1 protein-coding gene (only partly in view) is annotated in these 21,548 nt (G+C 71.4%); it reads left to right on the top strand.

Annotated elements, in window-relative coordinates; translation table 11 throughout:
- Positions 1-300 precede the first annotated feature (300 nt).
- Positions 301-21,548, top strand: the 5' portion of a protein-coding gene (locus OG386_RS02320; protein WP_328786495.1) for a type I polyketide synthase. 13,105 nt of this gene lie beyond the right edge of the window; 21,248 of the gene's 34,353 nt are visible here — the first part of the coding sequence; it begins with the start codon at positions 301-303; its stop codon lies off the right edge, out of view.

The raw sequence follows: 21,548 nt of genomic DNA, 5'->3' as shown, positions 1-21,548 counted from the left end.
CAGGAGGCGGAGGGGCGGTCCTGACGACCGCCCCTCCGTCTTCGTATGCAGGGTCCGTCCTGGTACGTGTGGCCCGCCCGGCCGGGTGACGCCCTGCCGGATTCAAACGACAACAGAATCCTTGCAATTGCCCGTATGTCGAGGGCATTATGATTGATCGCGCTCGCAGAATGACGACGCCTTCCACAGGGCCACCTCATAGGGGTCTCTAGGGGAGCGTTAGGGGTTTCTGCGGAAGCTCTCCCGTGCCAAGGTCAACTCTGGTCTTAGGTTTCTCTGCACGGAGTGATGGAGCGCGCGATGTTGAACGATTCCCAGGATTTCGCTGCCGAAATCGGCGGCGCCTCCGAGGCCGGCGAAACCCAGGGCGAATCCGAATCCGGCAGCGCCGACAGTGCTGCGGACGGCATCGCGGGCGACACCTCGGCCAACGCCTCGGCCAACGGCGACCAGTGGCGCGAGCGCCTCGCCGGGCTCACCGGGGACGAACAGCACACCGCGCTGCTCGACTGGGTGTCCTCCCTGGTCACCGCCTCCCTGCGGGACACCGCACCCGCCACCCTCGACCCGCACCGCTCCTTCCTCGACCTCGGCTTCGACTCGCTCGCCGCCGTCGACCTGCACGCCCGCCTCGTCGCCGGCACGGGCCTGCGCCTGCCCGTCACCCTGGCCTTCGACCACCCCACCCCCGCCCACCTCGCCCGCCGGATCCACGCCCTGCTCCTGGGCCTGACCACCCCCGCCGAGGCACCCGTCACCGCCGCCGTCAGCAGCGACGAACCGATCGCCATCGTCGGTATCGGCTGCCGCTTCCCCGGCGACGTACATTCCCCCGAAGCGCTCTGGGAACTCGTCGCCACCGGCACCGACGCCATTTCCGAATTCCCCACCGGGCGCGGCTGGAACCTCGATTCGCTCTACGACCCGGACCCCGACCGGGCTGGCACCACGTACGCCCGCGAAGGCGGATTCCTCCACGACGCCGACGAATTCGACGCCTCGTTCTTCGGGATATCCCCGCGCGAAGCGCTCGCCATGGACCCCCAGCAGCGCCTGCTCCTCGAAACCTCCTGGGAGGCGTTCGACCGCGCCGGCCTCGACCCCGCCGGACTCCGCGGCGGCCAGGTCGGCGTGTTCGTCGGCGCGGAGACCCAGGAGTACGGCCCCCGGCTCGAAGACGCCGCCGACGGATTCGAGGGCTACCTCGTCACCGGCAACGCCGCGAGCGTCGCCTCCGGCCGCATCGCCTACACCTTCGGCTTCGAAGGTCCCACCGTCACCGTCGACACCGCCTGCTCCTCCTCGCTCGCCGCCCTGCACCTCGCCGTCCAGGCCCTGCGCAGCGGCGAGTGCTCGCTCGCGCTCGCCGGCGGCGTCGCGATCATGGCCAGCCCCGGCTCGTTCGTCTCCTTCAGCCGCCAGCGCGGCCTCGCCCCCGACGGCCGCTGCAAGCCCTTCGCGGCGGGCGCCGACGGAACGGCGTGGGGCGAGGGCGCCGGCATGCTGCTCGTGGAACGCCTCTCCGACGCGCGCGCCAACGGCCACCACGTCCTCGCCGTCGTCCGCGGCACCGCCATCAACCAGGACGGCGCCAGCAACGGCCTGACTGCGCCCAGCGGCCCCGCCCAACAGCGCGTCATCCGCCAGGCCCTGGCCAACGCCCGCCTGACGTCCGCCGACGTGCACGTGGTCGAGGCGCACGGTACGGGTACGCGGCTCGGTGACCCGATCGAGGCGCAGGCGCTGCTGGCCACGTACGGCCAGGACCGCCCGGCCGACCGGCCGCTGTGGCTCGGCTCCCTGAAGTCGAACATCGGCCACACCCAGGCCGCCGCCGGCGTCGCCGGCGTCATCAAGATGGTCATGGCGATGCGCCACGGCGTCCTGCCCAAGACCCTGCACGTCGACGCACCGACCCCGCACGTCGACTGGCAGGCCGGAGCCGTCTCCCTCCTCACCGAGGCCGTCGACTGGCCGACATCCGACGCCCCGCGCCGCGCGGGCGTCTCCTCTTTCGGTATGAGCGGCACCAACGCCCACGCCATCATCGAGGAGCCGCCGTCCGAGGACGGTACGGAGGACGACGCACAGGACGCGGCCGGCCCGCTGTCCGGCTCGCTGTCCGGCCCGCTGCCCTGGGCACTGTCCGCCAAGACCCCCGAAGCCCTGCGCCACACGGCCCGGCGCCTCGGCGACTGGCTCGACGCCCACCCGGACGCCACACCCCTCGACATCGGTCACTCCCTCGCCGCCACCCGCGGCCGCTTCGAACACCGTGCCGTCGTCCTCGGCGACGACCGCACCGCCCTCCAGCGCGGCCTGCACACCCTCGCCGACGGATCCGACGCCCCCTCCGTCGTCCAGGGAGCGCCCGCCGCGGGACGCCTCGCCGTCCTGTTCACCGGCCAGGGCAGCCAGCGACTGGCCATGGGCCGCGAACTGTACGAGACCCACCCGGTGTTCGCCGACGCCCTCGACGACGCCGCCTGGTACCTCGACGAACAGCTCGAACACCCGCTCCTCGACGTCCTGTTCGCCGAGGAGGACACCCCCGAGGCCGCCCTTCTCCATCAGACCGCCTACACGCAGCCGGCGCTGTTCGCGGTCGAGGTGGCGCTGTTCCGGCTGGTGGAGTCGTGGGGTGTGAAGCCGGCGTTCGTTGCCGGTCACTCGGTGGGTGAGATCGCTGCCGCGCATGTGGCCGGGGTGTTCTCGCTGGAGGACGCGTGTGTGTTGGTGGCGGCGCGTGGTCGTCTGATGCAGGCGCTGCCGTCCGGTGGTGTGATGATCGCGGTGCAGGCGTCGGAGGACGAGGTCCTGCCGCTGCTGAGCGACCGGGTGAGCATCGCGGCGGTCAACGGCCCGCAGGCCGTTGTGGTCGCGGGTGACGAGGACGTGGCGGTCGCGATCGCGGAGGCGTTCGAGGCACAGGGCCGCAAGACCAAGCGCCTGACGGTCAGCCACGCGTTCCACTCGCCGCACATGGACGGCATGCTCGACGAGTTCCGCCGGGTGGCGCAGGTCCTGGCCTACGGCACGCCCACCCTGCCCGTCGTCTCCCTCCTCACTGGGACCACCGCCACCGCCGCCGAACTGGCCAACCCCGAACACTGGGTCCGGCACGTCCGCGACGCCGTCCGCTTCCTCGACGGCGTACGTACCCTCAAGGCGCGCGGCGCCGACTCCTTCCTGGAACTCGGACCCGACCCCGTCCTCACCGCCATGGCCCAGGACTGCCTGGTCACCGACCCGCAGGACACCGCCAACCCCGCCTTCGCCGCCGCGCTGCGCGTCGGCCGCCCCGAGAACGCCACCCTGCTCGACGCGGTCGCCCGCATGTTCGTCCGGGGCGCGGAGGTCGACTGGGCCGCCTGCTTCGCCGGTACGGGCGCGGAGCGCGTGGACCTGCCGACGTACGCGTTCCAGCGGCAGCGCTACTGGATGAACGCCCGCACCCCCGCCGCCGAGTCGGAGACGGCGCCCGCGCATCGGGCCGACCCGGCTGACAGCGCCTTCTGGGACGCGGTCGAGCACGAGGACGTGGCTGCGCTCGCCGCCGCGCTCGAACTGGACGCGGACGGTGAACAGCCGCTGAGCGAGGTCGTCCCGGCCCTGTCGGCATGGCGCCGGCGGGTGCGGACGCAGTCGGAGGTGGATGGCTGGCGTTACCGGGTGTCGTGGAAGCCGCTGACCGTGTCGGGCGGGGCAGTGTTGGGCGGCGAGTGGATCGTTGTCGCGCGCGAGGACGAGTCCTTGGCCGCTGGTGTGGTGGATGCGCTGGCCGGGGGTGGGGCTGAGGTCCGGCGGGTTGTTGTCGAGCCGGGTACGGATCGTGCCGCTTTGGCTGAGCTGCTGTCTGGTGCGGGTGTGGGTTCTGTTGCTGGTGTGGTGTCGCTTCTGGCTCTGGATGAGGCTGCTGGGGTTGTTGCGTCTGCTGGTTTGGTGCAGGCGTTGGGTGATGTGGGGGTGGAGGCGCCGCTGTGGTGCCTGACTCGTGGTGCGGTCAGTGTGGGCCGTTCGGATCGTCTGATGTCGGCGGTTCAGGCTCAGGTGTGGGGCCTGGGCCGTGTAGCTGCCCTTGAGGTTCCCGGGCGTTGGGGCGGTCTGGTTGACCTGCCCGAGGTGTGGGATGAGCGGGCCATGTCCCGCCTGGTGGGTGTGCTGGCTTCTGCTGGTGAGGACCAGGTCGCGGTGCGGTCCTCTGGGGTCTTCGGGCGTCGTCTTGTCCGTGCCGCGAGCGGCAACACGGACTCCTGGACGCCTTCCGGGACTGTTCTGGTGACTGGTGGTACGGGTGCTCTGGGTGGCCGGCTGGCTCGTTGGCTGGCCGGTGCGGGTGCCGAGCGTCTGGTGCTGACGAGCCGTCGTGGTCTTGAGGCTCCGGGTGCTGCCGAGTTGGTGGCGGAGCTGTCGGAGTTGGGTGTTGAGGTGTCGGTCGTGGCGTGTGACGCCTCCGACCGTGACGCTCTGCGTGTGCTCCTGGAGGCCGAGGCCGACACGCTAACGGCGGTCGTGCACACGGCTGGTGTGCTGGATGACGGTGTCCTCGACGCCCTCACCCCCGAGCGTTTCGAGAGTGTGCTGCGGGCGAAGGCGACCGCGGCGCTCAATCTGCACGAGTTGACCGTTGAGCTTGGCATTGAGCTCTCCGCGTTCGTGCTGTTCTCCTCGATGAGCGGCACCATCGGTGCTGCTGGTCAGGCGAACTACGCTGCCGCCAATGCCTATCTGGACGCTCTCGCTGAGCAGCGGCGGGCGGCCGGGCTGGCCGCTACCTCGATCGCGTGGGGTCCGTGGGCCGAGGGTGGTATGGCCGCTGATGAGGCCATGGACGCGCGGATGCGGCGTGAGGGTCTGCCGCCGATGGCCCCCGAAGCCGCGATCGCCGCGCTGGCTCAGGCCGTTGGTGCCGACGAGGCCGCCCTGACCGTCGCGGACATCGCCTGGGACCGTTTCTCCGCGATCGTGGCGGGAGTCCGCCCCAACCCGCTGGTCGGCGACTTCGTCACCGGCGGCCCGGAAGGCACCACCGCCGCCACCGGACAGGGGACCGTCGTCACAGGTGCCGACGTCGCCGGTGCCGCGTTCGCGAAGCTGGCCGAGCTGCCTCGCGCCGAGCAGGAGCGGGAGCTGCTCAGCCTGGTCCGTATCCACGTCGCCGCCGTCCTCGGGCACGACGGCTCGGACGCCGTCGGGGCCGAACGCGCCTTCAAGGAGCTCGGGTTCGACTCCCTGACCGCCGTAGACCTGCGCAACCGGCTGGGCGCGGCCACCGCGCTGCGGCTCCCCACCACCCTCGTGTACGACTACCCGACCTCCGCGGCCCTCGCGGAGTACCTGCGCGGGGAGCTGGTGGGCAGCGCGCCGAAGGCCGACGCCCCCCAGGGCGTCTCCGTGGCGGCCGACGACGATCCGATCGCGATCGTGGCGATGAGCTGCCGTTTCCCCGGCGGGGTACGGACTCCGGAAGACCTGTGGCGGCTTCTCGCCCAGGGCACGGACGCGGTCGCCGACTTCCCGGCTGACCGTGGCTGGGATCTGGACCGCCTCTACGACGCGGACCCGGACCAGCCGGGGACCTCGTACACGCGCGAAGGCGGCTTCCTCTACGACGCCGCCGAGTTCGACGCCGACTTCTTCGGGATCTCGCCGCGCGAGGCCCTCGCCATGGACCCGCAGCAGCGCCTGCTGCTGGAGACCTCGTGGGAGGCCTTCGAGCGGGCCGGCATCGACCCCGCCGTACTGAAGGGCAGCCGGGCCGGCGTGTTCGTCGGGACCAACGGCCAGGACTATCTCTCCCTGGTCGCGGGCGAAGCCGACGGCCTGGAGGGCCACGTCGGCACGGGCAACGCGGCGAGTGTCGTATCTGGCCGCCTCTCGTACGTGTTCGGCCTCGAAGGCCCCGCGATCACGGTCGACACGGCCTGCTCGTCGTCGCTCGTCGCCCTGCACCTGGCCGTTCAGGCCCTGCGGCAGGGCGAGTGCACCATGGCGCTCGCCGGTGGTGTGACCGTGATGTCCACCCCTGATGCCTTCGTCGACTTCAGTCGTCAGCGGGGGCTGGCGGAGGACGGCCGCATCAAGGCGTTCGCTGCGGCCGCCGATGGCACGGGCTGGGGTGAGGGTGTCGGCATGCTGCTCGTGGAGCGGCTGTCGGACGCGCGGCGCAACGGTCACCCGGTCCTGGCGGTGGTGCGGGGTTCCGCGATCAACCAGGACGGTGCGAGCAACGGTCTTACGGCCCCGAACGGCCCCTCGCAGCAGCGGGTGATCCGTCAGGCCCTGGCCAGCGCGGGTCTGTCGGCCGCCGACGTGGACGCGGTGGAGGCGCACGGTACGGGTACGCGGCTCGGTGACCCGATCGAGGCGCAGGCGCTGCTGGCGACGTACGGTCAGGAGCGTGCCGATGGACGGCCGCTGCTGCTGGGTTCGGTGAAGTCGAACATCGGGCACACGCAGGCCGCGGCGGGTGTCGCGGGCATCATCAAGATGGTGCTGGCCATGCGGCACGGCGTGCTCCCGCAGACCCTGCACGTGGACGAGCCCACCCCGCACGTCGACTGGACGGCGGGCGAGGTCGCGCTCCTGACCGAGCAGGTGGAATGGCCCGAGACCGGGCGCCCGCGCCGGGCCGGCGTCTCGTCCTTCGGCCTGAGCGGTACGAACGCGCACACGATCATCGAAGAGGCGCCGACGGCGGAGGAGGAAGCGGCCGCTCCCGGTCACGGCACGGGTGCCGGTGCCGGCTCGGCCCTCCCGGTGCTGCCGTTCGCCGTCACGGGCAAGAACCCCGCCGGGCTGCGCGCCCAGGCGCAGCAGCTCGCGTCGTGGCTGGCCGAGAACCCGCAGGCCGCTACCGTCGACATCGCGTACTCGCTCGCGGCCGGACGCTCCACGTTCGAGTCGCGCGCGGTCCTGGTCGCGGACGCCGCGAGCCGTGAATCCCTGGCGGCGGGCCTGGCGGCATTGGCCGCCGGCGAGCAGGTGCCGGGGCTGGTGCAGGGCACGGTGTCGGGTGGCGGACTGGCGTTCCTGTTCACCGGGCAGGGGAGCCAGCGGCTGGGGATGGGGCGTGAGCTGTACGACGCCTTCCCGGTGTTCGCGGACGCGCTGGACGAGGTGTGCGCGCGCTTCGACTCGCAGCTTGAACTCCCCTTGAAGGAAGTCCTGTTCGGTGGCGACGGGGCGCTGCTGGACCGTACGGAGTACGCGCAGCCGGCGCTGTTTGCGGTCGAGGTGGCGTTGTTCCGGCTCGTTGAGTCGTGGGGTCTGCGGCCGGACTTCCTGTCCGGGCATTCGATCGGTGAGATCGCTGCCGCGCACGTGGCCGGGGTGTTCTCGTTGGAGGACGCGTGTGTGTTGGTGGCGGCGCGTGGTCGTCTGATGCAGGCGCTGCCGGGTGGTGGCGTGATGATCGCGGTGCAGGCGTCGGAGGACGAGGTCCTGCCGCTGCTGAGCGACCGGGTGAGCATCGCGGCGGTCAACGGCCCGCGCTCGGTGGTCATCGCCGGTGACGAGGACGCCGCCACGGCCGTCGTGGCCGCCTTCCCTGACCGCAAGACCAAGCGCCTGACGGTGAGCCACGCGTTCCACTCGCCGCACATGGACGGCATGTTGGAGGACTTCCGCCGGGTGGTGGAGGGGGTGTCGTTCGAGGCCCCGCGTATTCAGGTCGTGTCGAACCTGACCGGCGCGCTTGTCTCGGATGAGATGGGCTCGGTGGAGTTCTGGGTGCGGCACGTCCGTGAGGCGGTCCGCTTCCTCGACGGCATCCGCGCCCTGGAGGGCGCGGGCGTGACGACGTACGTCGAGATCGGTCCCGATGGTGTGCTGTCCGCCCTGGCCCAGGACTGCCTGAACGGTGACGCGGACGTCGCTTTCGTCCCGGTGCTGCGTTCGGGGCGTGGTGAGCCGGAGACGGTGGTCACCGGCGTGGCGCAGGCTCATGTGCGGGGTGTGGAGGTGGACTGGTCCGCCTTCTTCGCCGGTACGGGTGCGGAGCGCGTGGACCTCCCGACGTACGCCTTCCAGCGGCAGCGCTACTGGCCGGAGACGATTCTGTCCGGCGCCGTAGCCTCCGAGCCGGCTACCGACGCGGTGGATGCCCGGTTCTGGGACGCGGTGGAGCGGGGCGATCTCCCCTCTCTGCTGGCGGAACTGGAGGTGAACGACGATACGAGCCTCAGCGAACTCGTCCCTGCCCTGTCGGCATGGCGCCGGCAGCACCAGGAGCAGGCGCAGGTGGATGGCTGGCGTTATCGGGTGTCGTGGAAGCCGCTGACTGTGTCGGGCGGGACGCTGGGCGGCGAGTGGCTCGTCGTTGCGCGCGAGGACGAGTCCTTGGCCGCTGGTGTGGTGGATGCGTTGGCCGGCGCTGGGGCTGAGGTCCGCCGGGTTGTCGTTGAGGCTGATGCCGATCGTGCTGCTTTGGCTGGGCTGTTGTCCGGTGCGGGTTCTGTTGCTGGTGTGGTGTCGCTGCTCGCGCTGGACGAGTCGGCCGGGGTCATCGCGACGGCTGGTTTGGTGCAGGCGTTGGGTGATGCTGGGGTGGAGGCGCCGCTGTGGTGCCTGACTCGCGGTGCGGTGAGCGTGGGTCGTTCGGATCGGCTGGTGTCGGCGGTTCAGGCTCAGGTCTGGGGTCTCGGGCGTGTGGCCGCTCTGGAGATTCCGGGGCGTTGGGGTGGTCTGGTTGACCTGCCTGAGGTGTGGGATGAGCGGGCGATGTCCCGTCTGGTGGGTGTGCTGGGCGGTGCTGGTGAGGACCAGGTTGCGGTGCGGTCTTCCGGTGTGTTCGGGCGTCGGCTGGTCCGTGCCGCGAGCGGCAGCACGGACTCCTGGACGCCTTCCGGGACCGTTCTGGTCACGGGTGGTACGGGTGCTCTGGGTGGCCGGGTTGCGCGTTGGCTGGCCGGTGCGGGTGCCGAGCGTCTGGTGCTGACCAGCCGTCGGGGCCTTGAGGCTCCGGGTGCTGCCGAGTTGGTGGCTGAGCTGTCGGAGTTGGGTGTTGAGGTGTCGGTCGTGGCGTGTGACGCCTCCGACCGTGACGCCCTGCGCGCGCTGCTTGAGGCTGAGGCCGACACGCTCACGGCGGTCGTGCACACGGCTGGTGTGCTGGATGACGGTGTCCTCGACGCCCTCACCCCCGAGCGTTTCGAGAGCGTACTGCGCGCCAAGGCGACCTCGGCGCTCAATCTGCACGAGCTGACCGTCGAGCTCGGTATCGAGCTCTCCGCGTTCGTGCTGTTCTCGTCCATGACCGGCACCATCGGTACCGCCGGTCAGGCGAACTACGCCGCCGCCAATGCCTACCTCGACGCCCTCGCCGAGCAGCGTCGTGCGGCCGGGTTGGCCGCTACCTCGATCGCCTGGGGTCCCTGGGCCGACAGCGGCATGGCCGCCGACGAGGCCCTTGAGGCCCGGATGCGCCGGGACGGCGTGCCCCCCATGAACGCTCAGTCGGCGATCCGTGTGCTCCGGCAGGCAGTTGCTGCCGAGGACGCCTCGATCACGGTGGCCGACGTCGAGTGGGAGCGGTATCTCTCCGGCCACACGGCCGTACGCCGCAGTGAACTGTTCAGCGAGCTGAGCGAGGTACGCGCCGCTCGCGCGGGCACCGAGGCACGTGCTCAGGCGACCGCTCACGCGGACGGGCCGGGCACCCTCTCCGGGCGACTCGCCGCGCTCGCCCCCGCCGAGCAGGTGCGGGAGCTGCTCGACCTCGTCCGTACGCACGTGGCGGCGGTCCTCGGACACGGCGGTGCGGACGCCGTCGTCGCCGACCGCGCCTTCAAGGAGCTCGGGTTCGACTCCCTGACCGCTGTCGAGCTGCGCAACCGCCTCGGCGCGGCCACCGAGCTGCGGCTGCCGGTCACGCTCATCTACGACTACCCGACGTCCGCCGCGCTGGCCGACCACCTCCGTGACGAACTCGTCGGCAGCGTCCCCGTCTCCGGCGCCCTGCTGCCCGTCGCCGCGGCCGTCGACGGCGACCCGATCGCGATCGTGGCCATGAGCTGCCGGTTCCCCGGTGGCATCGCGTCCCCCGAGGACCTGTGGGAGCTGCTCGCGCACGGTACGGATGCGGTCGCCGAGTTCCCGGCGGACCGCGGCTGGAACCTCGACCGCCTCTACAGCGCCGACCCGGACCAGCCGGGGACCTCGTACACCCGCGAGGGTGGTTTCGTCGCTGGAGCGGCGGAGTTCGACGCCGGCTTCTTCGGGATTTCGCCGCGCGAGGCCCTCGCCATGGACCCGCAGCAGCGCCTGCTGCTGGAGACCTCGTGGGAGGCCTTCGAGCGCGCGGGCATCGACCCGTCGTCGCTGCGCGGCAGCCGCGCCGGTGTGTTCGTCGGCACCAACGGCCAGGACTACCTCTCGCTCGTCGCCCGCGAACAGGACGGCCTGGAGGGCCACGTCGGCACGGGCAATGCGGGCAGCGTCATGTCCGGCCGCGTCTCGTACGTGTTCGGACTCGAAGGCCCGGCGGTGACGGTCGACACGGCGTGTTCGTCGTCGCTGGTCGCCCTGCACTGGGCGATCCAGGCGCTGCGCAGCGGTGAGTGCTCGCTGGCGCTGGCCGGTGGCGTCACCGTCATGTCGACGCCCGAGAACTTCATCGACTTCAGCCGTCAGCGGGGGCTGGCGGCGGACGGCCGGATCAAGGCGTTCGCCGCGGCCGCCGATGGCACGGGCTGGGGTGAGGGTGTCGGCATGCTGCTCGTGGAGCGGTTGTCGGACGCGCAGCGCAACGGTCACCCGGTCCTGGCGGTGGTGCGTGGCTCGGCGATCAACCAGGACGGTGCGAGCAACGGCCTGACCGCGCCCAACGGCCCCTCCCAGCAGCGGGTCATCCGCCAAGCCCTCGCGAGCGCGGGTCTGTCGGCCGCCGACGTGGACGCGGTTGAGGCGCATGGCACGGGTACCCGTCTTGGCGACCCGATCGAGGCGCAGGCCCTCCTTTCCACGTACGGCCAGGAGCGTGCCGACGGACGGCCGCTTCTGCTGGGCTCCATCAAGTCGAACATCGGTCACACGCAGGCCGCCGCTGGTGTCGCGGGCATCATCAAGATGGTGCTCGCGATGCAGCACGGTGTGCTCCCGCAGACCCTGCACGTGGACGCGCCCACCCCGCACGTCGACTGGACGGCGGGCGACATAGAGCTCCTGACCGAGCAGCGCGCATGGCCCGAGACCGGGCGTCCGCGCCGGGCCGGCATCTCCTCCTTCGGCATCAGCGGCACCAACGCCCACACCATCATCGAGCAGGCGCCCGACGCCGAGGAGCCGGCGCGCGCCGACGCGCAGCCGACCGTACGACCGGGCCGTGTCCTGCCGTACCTCCTCTCCGGCAAGACCAAGGACGCCCTCCGGGCGCAGGCGGCGGTTCTCACCGCGTACCTGGACGCCGCTGAGGACAACGGCGTGGACGCGGTGGACCTGGCGTACTCCCTCGCCGCGAGCCGCGCGCACCTCGACCAGCGCGCCGCCTTCGTCCTGCCCGCCGAACACGCCCAGGACCTGCGGGACGCACTCGGACGACTCGCCACCGGCGAGTCCGCGCCCCGGATCACCACGGGAACGGCCGGCGACGGCCGTACCGCTTTCCTGTTCACGGGGCAGGGGAGCCAGCGGCTGGGGATGGGGCGTGAGCTGTACGACGTCTTCCCGGTGTTCGCGGACGCGCTGGACGCCGTCTGCGCACAGATGGACGCGGTGCTCGACAGGCCGCTGAAGGACGTCCTGTTCGGTGGCGACGCGGCTGTGCTGGACCGTACGGAGTACACGCAGCCCGCTCTGTTCGCGGTCGAGGTGGCGCTGTTCCGGCTCGTCGAGTCGTGGGGTGTGAAGCCCGACCTCCTGTCCGGGCATTCGATCGGTGAGATCGCTGCCGCGCATGTGGCCGGGGTGTTCTCGTTGGAGGACGCGTGCGCGCTGGTGGCGGCGCGTGGTCGTCTGATGCAGGCGCTGCCGGGTGGTGGCGTGATGATCGCTGTGCAGGCGTCGGAGGACGAGGTCCTGCCGCTGCTGACCGATCGCGTGAGCATCGCGGCGGTCAACGGCCCTCGGTCGGTGGTCATCGCCGGTGACGAGGACGCCGCCACGGCCGTCGTGACCGCCTTCCCTGACCGCAAGTCCAAGCGGCTGACGGTGAGCCACGCGTTCCACTCGCCGCACATGGACGGCATGCTGGAGGACTTCCGCCGGGTGGTGGAGGGGCTGTCGTTCGAGGCCCCGCGTATCCAGGTCGTCTCGAACCTGACCGGCTCGGTCGTCTCGGACGAGATGGGCTCGGCGGAGTTCTGGGTGCGGCACGTCCGTGAGGCGGTCCGCTTCCTCGACGGCATCCGCGCACTGGAGGCCGACGGGGTTACAACGTATGTCGAGCTCGGCCCCGACGGTGTGCTGTCCGCCCTCGCCCAGGACTGCCTGGCCGAGACCGGTCACGCCGTCTTCGTCCCGGTCCTCCGGAGCGGCCGTCCCGAGGCCGAGACCCTCGTCACCGCCCTCGCGCAGGCTCACGTTCACGGCGTCACCGTCGACTGGACCGCTTCCTTCGCGGGCACCGGCGCCCGACGCGTTGATCTGCCGACGTACGCGTTCCAGCGCCAGCGGTTCTGGCCCAGCGCGGCCGTGTTCGCGGCCGGGGACCCGGAGGCGATCGGTCTCGGTGACGCCGGGCACCCGCTGCTGGGTGCGGCGGTGACGCTCGCCGATTCGGAAGGCGTCCTCCTCGCCGGTCGGCTGTCGGTGGAAACCCACCCGTGGCTCGTGGACCACACGATTCTGGGCAGTGTGCTGCTTCCGGGCACGGCCTTCGTGGAGCTGGCGATCCGTGCCGGCGACGAGGTCGGCTGCGATGTGGTGGAGGAGCTGACGCTGGAGGCGCCGCTCGTTCTGCCCGAGCGGGGCGGCGTGCAGCTTCAGCTGGTCGTCGAGGCGCCCATCGAGCCCGGCCGTCGTCCGTTCGGCGTGTACTCGCGTCGCCGTGACGCCCTCGCCGAGGAGTCCTGGACGCGTCACGGGTCGGGTGTGCTTGCGGCTGGTGCCCGTCCGGAGGCCGCGCAGGAGTTCGGTGATCTGGCGGTGTGGCCGCCGTCGGGCGCCCAGCCCGTGGACGTCGACGGGCTGTACGCGGACCTGGCTCGGGAGGGTGTCTCCTACGGGCCGCTGTTCCAGGGCCTGAAGGCAGCCTGGCGACGCGGTGCGGAGCTGTTCACCGAGGTGGCCCTGCCGCAGGGCGACCAGAGGGACGCGGCGCGGTTCGGGCTGCACCCGGCGCTGCTCGACGCGGGTCTGCACGCCATCGGCCACGGCGAGTCCGGCGAGCATGCCGCTTCCGGTGCGCTGTTGCCGTTCGCCTGGGCAGGTGTCTCGCTGTACGCCGTGGGCGCGTCCTCGCTGCGCATGCGCCTGACCCCGCACTCCGCGAACGATCCTCACACGCTGGGCCTGTTGATCGCGGATGAGACGGGGCGGCCGGTGGCGGCCGTGGAGTCGCTGACGCTTCGCCCGGCTTCTGCGGATCAGGTGCACGCGGCGGGCGCCGGTCATCTGGAGTCGCTGTTCCGCGTGGAATGGGTGTCCGCGACGCTCACGCCTGCCGCTCCTGCTGGTCTGCGGTGGGTGGTGCTGGGCCGGGACGAGATCGGTCTGGCCGGCACGGGTGCTCAGGTGACCGAGTACGCCGATGTGGCGGCGTTCGGTTCGGCGCTGGCGGCGGGTGAGCCCGCTCCGGATGCGGTGTTCGTCCTGCCGTCCGCTGACGTGCTGGGTGCCGACGACGCCGCGGGCTCCGTTCACACGGCGGTGAATGGCGCGCTGGCGTCCGTTCAGGAGTGGCTGTCGGATGACCGGTTCGCGGGTACGCGGCTGGTGTGGGTGACGTCGGGTGCGGTGGCTGTTGGGGCCGGTTCGGGTGTCCGGAATCTGCCGGGCAGCGCGGTGCGTGGTCTGCTGCGCTCGGCGCAGTCGGAGAACCCCGGTCAGCTCGTGATGCTCGACCTGGACGTGGAGCCGGACTCGGCGTCGGTGGCGGCGATTCCTGCCGCGCTGGCGGCTGGTGAGCCGGAGTTGGCGGTCCGCGCGGGTGTGGTGAGTGTGCCGCGTCTGGTGCGCGTGCCCTCTTCGGATGGTGCCGCCGAGTCACCTGTCGTGGTGGGTGACCCGTCGGGCACGGTGCTGGTCACGGGCGCCACCGGCAGCCTCGGGCGGCTGTTCGCCCGGCACCTGGTGACTTCGTATGGTGTTGAGCGTCTGCTGCTGGTGAGTCGGCGGGGTTCTGCTGCCGAGGGTGCCGAGGAACTGGTCGCGGAGCTGGCGGAGTTGGGTGCTCGGGCGGAGCTTGCTGCCTGTGATCTCGCGGATCGGGATGCGGTGGCCGCGCTGCTGGCGTCGGTTCCGGCTGAGCACCCGCTGACGGCCGTGGTGCACACCGCGGGTGTTCTGGATGACGGTGTTGTGTCGGCGCTGACGTCGGAGCGGGTCGCGACTGTGTTGCGGCCGAAGGTGGACGCGGCCTGGAACCTGCATGAGTTGACGCGGGATCTGGACCTGTCTGCGTTCGTTCTGTTCTCGGGTGCGGCGGCTGCGTTCGGTGCGGCGGGGCAGGCGAACTATGCTGCGGCGAACGCGTTCCTGGAGGCCCTGGCCGAGCAGCGACGGGCCGAGGGCCTGGCGGCCACCGCGCTGGCCTGGGGTCTGTGGGCCCCGCAGACGGGTAGCGGCGGTGGCAGTGACGGTGGCATGGCGGCGGGTCTTGATGACGCCAACCTGCGCCGCATCGCCCGCGACGGCGTCGGCGCGCTGGCTGCCGACGAGGGGCTCGCCCTCTTCGACACGGCGATGGCGGTGGATTCGGCGGTGCTCCTGCCGATCCGCCTCGATCTCGCGGTGCTGCGGGCGCAGGCGGTCTCGGCGGGTTCGACGCCGGCCCTGCTCCGTGCCCTGGTGCGAGTGCCCGTGCGGCGCACCGTGGAGCGCCGGGACGGCCGCGCGGACGCCGGTTCGCCCCTGGTGGCCCGTCTGCTGGCGTTGCCGGTCGCGGAGCACGAGGGCGTGCTGCTGGACCTGGTCTGCGGGCGTGTGGCCGCGGTCCTGGGCCATACGGGCGCCGAGGCGGTCGACGCAGAACGGGCCTTCCGGGACCTCGGCTTCGACTCCCTCACAGCCGTGGAACTGCGCAACGTACTGAAGGCCGAGACCGGTCTTCGACTGTCGCCGACGCTGGTGTTCGACTACCCGACACCGGTGGCACTGGCCCGGCACCTGCTGGCGGAGCTCGCGGTGACCGCCGAGTCCGCCGAGCAGGGCGGTGTGCGCGGGCGGCTGACGCCCGTACGGTCCGCCCCGGACGTCACGGACGACCCGATCGTGATCGTCGGCATGGGCTGCCGTTTCCCCGGCGGCGTGCGGACCCCCGACGAGCTGTGGCAGCTCGTCGCCACGGGCGGCGACGGCATCACCGCCTTCCCGTCCGACCGCGGCTGGAACGTGGAGGCGCTCTACCACCCCGACCCGGACCACGCCGGTACGTCGTACACGCGTGAGGGCGGCTTCCTGCACGACGCGGCCGAGTTCGACCCGGCGTTCTTCGGGATCTCGCCGCGCGAGGCCCTCGCCATGGACCCCCAGCAGCGCCTGCTCCTGGAGACCTCCTGGGAGGCCTTCGAGCGAGCCGGAATCGACCCCGCGTCCGTGCACGGCAGCCGTACCGGCGTCTTCGCCGGCGTCATGTACCACGACTACGTCACGGGCGTCGGCATCGGGGACGGTGCCGGTAGCGGGGACGAGCTGCCGGAGGGCGTCGAGGGCTACCTCGGCACCGGCAACGCCGGCAGCATCGCCTCCGGCCGGATTGCTTACACCTTCGGTCTCGAAGGCCCGGCGGTGACGGTCGACACGGCGTGTTCGTCGTCGCTGGTGGCCCTGCACTGGGCGATCCAGGCGCTCCGTAACGGCGAGTGCGACATGGCACTGGCCGGTGGCGTGGCGATCATGGCGACTCCGGAGACCTTCATCGACTTCAGCCGTCAGCGGGGGCTGGCGGCCGATGGCCGCTGCAAGTCCTTTGCTGCGGCCGCGGACGGTACGGGCTGGGCCGAGGGTGCGGGCATGCTGCTCGTCGAGCGGCAGTCGGATGCGGTGCGCAACGGGCACCCGATCCTGGCCGTGGTGCGCGGTTCGGCGGTGAACCAGGACGGTGCGAGCAATGGCCTGACGGCGCCGAACGGTCCGTCGCAGCAGCGGGTGATCCGCGAGGCTCTGGCGAGTGCGGGTCTGTCGGCCGCGGATGTGGATGCGGTGGAGGCGCACGGTACGGGTACGCGGCTCGGTGACCCGATCGAGGCGCAGGCGCTGCTGGCGACGTACGGCCAGGACCGCCCCGAGGGCCGGCCGCTGCTGCTGGGCTCGATCAAGTCCAACATCGGTCACACCCAGGCTGCGGCCGGTGTCGCCGGTGTCATCAAGATGGTCATGGCGATGCGGCACGGCGTGCTCCCGGAGACGCTGCACGTGGACGCGCCGTCGGCCCAGGTGGACTGGGAGGACGGTGACGTCAGCCTGCTGACGGAGGCGGTGGAGTGGCCGGAGACCGGCCGTCCGCGCCGCGCGGGCATCTCGTCCTTCGGTATCAGCGGTACCAACGCCCACACCATCATCGAACAGCCCCCGGCCGCAACGGAGCCGGCGGAACCTGAAGCGGCCGTGCTGCTTCCGGCGGTGCCCTGGGTGCTCTCGGCGAAGGGCGAGGACGCGGTTCGGGCGCAGGCGCGTGAGCTCCGGTCCCACGTCCTGGCCGTGCCGGATGTGCGCCCGGTCGACGTTGCGTGGTCGCTGGCGGTCGGCAAGGCGTCGTTCGAGGACCGCGCGGCGGTGGTGGCCGCGGACCGTGAGGGCCTGCTGGCCGCACTGGAGGCGCTGGCCGAGGGCCGCTCGACGGCCGCGCTGATCGAGGGCTCGCCCGTCCCCGGGAAGCTCGCCTTCCTGTTCACGGGGCAGGGGAGCCAGCGGCTGGGGATGGGGCGTGAGCTGTACGACGCCTTCCCGGTGTTCGCGGACGCGCTGGACGAGGTGTGCGCGCGCTTCGACTCCCAGCTCGAACTGCCTCTGAAGGACGTCCTGTTCGGCTATGACGCGGCTGTGCTGGATCGTACGGAGTTCACGCAGCCCGCGCTGTTCGCGGTAGAGGTGGCGTTGTTCCGGCTCGTTGAGTCGTGGGGTCTGCGGCCGGACTTCCTGTCCGGGCATTCGATCGGTGAGATCGCTGCCGCGCATGTGGCCGGGGTGTTCTCGTTGGAGGACGCGTGTGTGTTGGTGGCGGCGCGTGGTCGTCTGATGCAGGCGCTGCCGTCCGGTGGTGTGATGATCGCGGTGCAGGCGTCGGAGGACGAGGTCCTGCCGCTGCTGAGCGACCGGGTGAGCATCGCGGCGGTCAACGGCCCGCAGGCCGTTGTGGTCGCGGGTGATGAGGACATGGCCGTCGCGATCGCGGAGGCGTTCGAGGCACAGGGCCGCAAGTCCAAGCGACTGACGGTCAGTCATGCGTTCCACTCGCCGCACATGGACGGCATGTTGGAGGACTTCCGCCTGGTGGTGGAGGGACTGTCGTTCGAGGCCCCGCGTATCCAGGTCGTCTCGAACCTCACCGGCGCGCTTGTCTCGGACGAGATGGGCTCCGCCGAGTTCTGGATCAGGCACGTCCGTGAGGCGGTCCGCTTCCTCGACGGCATCCGCGCACTGGAGGGCGCGGGCGTGACGACGTACGTCGAGATCGGCCCGGACGGCGTGTTGTCCGCGCTCGCCCAGGACTGCCTGACCGGCGACGCTGACGTCGCCTTCGTCCCGGTCCTGCGCGCAGGGCGTGGCGAGGCGGAGACGGCTGTCACCGGCGTGGCGCAGGCTCATGTGCGGGGTGTGGAGGTGGACTGGTCCGCCTTCTTCGCCGGTACGGGTGCCAGGCGGGCGGAGCTCCCGACGTACGCCTTCCAGCGACAGCGCTACTGGCTGCAGGTCACGGGCGCGGCGCGGAACGCCTCCGGCTACGACGTGGACTCCCGTTTCTGGGACGCGGTGGAGCGCGAGGATCTCGCGTCGCTCGCCGGCACGCTGGACATGGACGACGAGAACGCCTGGGGCACGGTCCTGCCGGCCCTGTCGGCCTGGCGTCGTGGCCTGCGGACGCAGTCGGAGGTGGATGGCTGGCGTTACCGGGTGTCGTGGAAGCCACTGACTGTGTCGGGCGGGACGCTGGGCGGCGAGTGGCTCGTCGTCGCGGGCGAGGACGAGTCCTTGGCCGCTGGTGTGGTGGATGCGTTGGCCGGCGCTGGGGCTGAGGTCCGCCGGGTTGTTGTCGAGGCTGATGCCGATCGTGCCGCTTTGGCTGAGCTGCTGTCCGGCGCGGGTTCTGTCGTCGGTGTGGTGTCGCTGCTCGCGCTGGACGAGTCGGCCGGGGTCATCGCGACGGCTGGTTTGGTGCAGGCGTTGGGTGATGCCGGGGTGGAGGCGCCGCTGTGGTGCCTGACTCGCGGTGCGGTCAGCGTTGGCAGGTCGGATCGTCTGGTATCGGCGGTTCAGGCTCAGGTCTGGGGTCTCGGGCGTGTAGCCGCTCTGGAGGTTCCCGGGCGTTGGGGTGGTCTGGTTGACCTGCCTGAGGTGTGGGATGAGCGGGCGATGTCCCGTCTGGTGGGTGTGCTGGGCGGTGCTGGTGAGGACCAGGTCGCGGTGCGGTCGTCCGGAGTCTTCGGGCGTCGGCTGGTCCGTGCCGCGAGCGGCAGCACGGACTCCTGGACGCCTTCCGGGACTGTCCTGGTCACGGGTGGTACGGGTGCTCTGGGCGGTCGGGTTGCTCGTTGGCTGGCCGGTGCGGGTGCCGAACGTCTGGTGCTGACCAGCCGCCGTGGTGCTGATGCCCCGGGTGCTGCTGAGCTGGTGGCGGAGCTGTCCGGGCTGGGTGTTGAGGTGTCGGTCGTGGCGTGTGACGCCTCCGACCGTGACGCTCTGCGTGCGCTGCTGGAGGCCGAGGCCGACACGCTGACCGCGGTCGTGCACACCGCCGGGATTCTCGATGACGGTGTCCTCGACGCCCTCACCCCCGAGCGTTTCGAGAGTGTGCTGCGGGCGAAGGCGACGTCGGCGCTCAATCTGCACGAGCTGACCGTCGAGCTCGGTATCGAGCTCTCCGCATTCGTGCTGTTCTCCTCGATGAGCGGCACGATCGGTGCTGCTGGTCAGGCGAACTACGCTGCCGCGAACGCCTACCTGGACGCTCTCGCTGAGCAGCGTCGTGCGGCCGGGCTGGCCGCTACCTCCCTCGCGTGGGGTCCGTGGGCCGAGGGCGGTATGGCAGCTGATGAGGCCATGGACGCGCGGATGCGGCGTGAGGGTCTGCCGCCGATGGCTCCGGATACGGCGATGGCCGTGCTGCGACAGAGCGCTGTCTCTGGGGATGCGGCCCTGCTGGTCGCGGACGTGGACTGGAAGCGCTTCGGGCCCGCATTTGCCGTGTCACGCCCCAGCACGCTCTTCGCGGAGCTGGCGGAGACTCGCTCCGCCGCCCCCGCCTCACGTGACTCCGAATCGCCGGTCGACCGGCTTGCCGGTCTGGGCGCGGTGGAGCTGGAGCGGGAGCTGCTCGGTCTGGTCCGGACGCACGTCGCGGCCGTCCTCGGGCACGACGGTGCGGACGCGGTGGGTGCGGAGCGCGCCTTCAAGGAGCTGGGCTTCGACTCGCTCACGGCGGTCGAGCTGCGCAACCGGCTCGGTGCGGCCACGGGTGTGAGCCTGCCGGCCACGCTGATCTTCGACTACCCGACCGCCTCCGCCCTCATGGCGTACCTTCGCGATGAACTGCTGGGCACTCAGGCTCTGATCACCGGTCCGGCCGCCACGGTGGTGGACGACGATCCGATCGCGATCGTCGCGATGAGCTGCCGCTTCCCGGGCGGTGTCCGTACCCCCGAGGACCTTTGGCAGCTGCTGGCCACCGGCGGCGATGCCATCGGCGAGTTCCCGGTCGACCGTGGCTGGGACCTGGACCGCCTCTACAGCCCGGACCCGGACCAGCAGGGCACGTTCTACGCCCGTGAGGGCGGCTTCCTCTACGACGTGGCCGACTTCGACGCCGACTTCTTCGGGATCTCGCCGCGCGAGGCCCTCGCCATGGACCCCCAGCAGCGGCTGCTGCTGGAGGCCACCTGGGAGACCTTCGAACGGGCGGGCATCGATCCCGCCGCCGTACGCGGCAGCCAGGCCGGCGTGTTCATCGGAACCAACGGCCAGGACTACGACGGGACGTTCCGTTCCATTCCTGAGGGCATCGAGGGTTTCCTCGGTACGGGTAACGCGGCGAGCGTCGTCTCCGGTCGCCTCTCATACGCCTTCGGTCTCGAGGGCCCGGCGGTCACGGTGGATACGGCGTGCTCGGCTTCTCTGGTGGCCCTGCACTGGGCGATCCAGGCGCTGCGCAGCGGTGAGTGCTCGCTGGCGCTGGCCGGTGGTGTGACCGTCATGTCCTCGCCGGGCGCCTACATCGACTTCAGCCGTCAGCGTGGCCTGGCGGCGGACGGCCGCATCAAGGCGTTCGCCGCTGACGCGGACGGTACGGGTTGGGGTGAGGGTGTCGGCATGCTGCTCGTGGAGCGGCTGTCGGACGCGCGCCGGAACGGTCACCCGGTCCTGGCGGTGGTGCGGGGTTCGGCGATCAACCAGGACGGTGCGAGCAACGGCCTGACGGCCCCGAACGGTCCGTCGCAGCAGCGCGTGATCCGCGCCGCTCTCGCGAGCGCCGGGCTGTCGGCCGCCGAGGTGGACGCGGTTGAGGCGCACGGTACGGGTACGCGGCTCGGTGACCCGATCGAGGCGCAGGCGCTGCTGGCCACCTACGGCCAGGACCGCCCGGGCGACCAGCCGCTTCTGCTGGGCTCCATCAAGTCGAACATCGGTCACACGCAGGCCGCCGCCGGCGTGGCGGGTGTCATCAAGATGGTGCTCGCCATGCAGCACGGGGTACTCCCGCAGACCCTGCACGTCAACGAGCCCACCCCGCACGTCGACTGGACGGCGGGCGACATCGCCCTGCTCACCGAGCAGCGCGCGTGGCCGGAGACCGGGCGTCCGCGCCGGGCCGGCATCTCCTCCTTCGGCTTCAGCGGCACCAACGCCCACACGATCATCGAGCAGGCACCGGACGCGCCCGACGCCGAGGTGTCCGCGCAGCCGCAGGAGCGGCCCGGTGGCGTCATGCCGTGGGTGCTGTCTGCAAAGAGTGAGGCGGCCCTGCGGGTCCAGGCCGAGCGCCTTGAGGCGCTGCTCGCGTCGGATGAGCTGCTCGAATCCGCCGATGTGGCCTACGCGTTGGCGACATCGAGGTCGGCCCTCGAGCGCCGGGCCGTCGTCGTCGCGGAGGAGCGGGAAGAGTTCCTCGCCGCGCTGCGCGCCCTCGCCGCAGGCGAGCAGGCAGCCGGCCTGGTGCGCGGAACGGCAGCCGCCCTCGGTAACACGGCGTTCCTGTTCACCGGCCAGGGCAGCCAGCGAGTGGGCATGGGCCACGA

The sequence above is a fragment of the Streptomyces sp. NBC_00273 genome (genome assembly GCF_036178145.1).
Taxonomy (GTDB): Bacteria; Actinomycetota; Actinomycetes; order Streptomycetales; family Streptomycetaceae; genus Streptomyces.
This window is presented reverse-complemented; position numbering and strand designations above follow the sequence as displayed.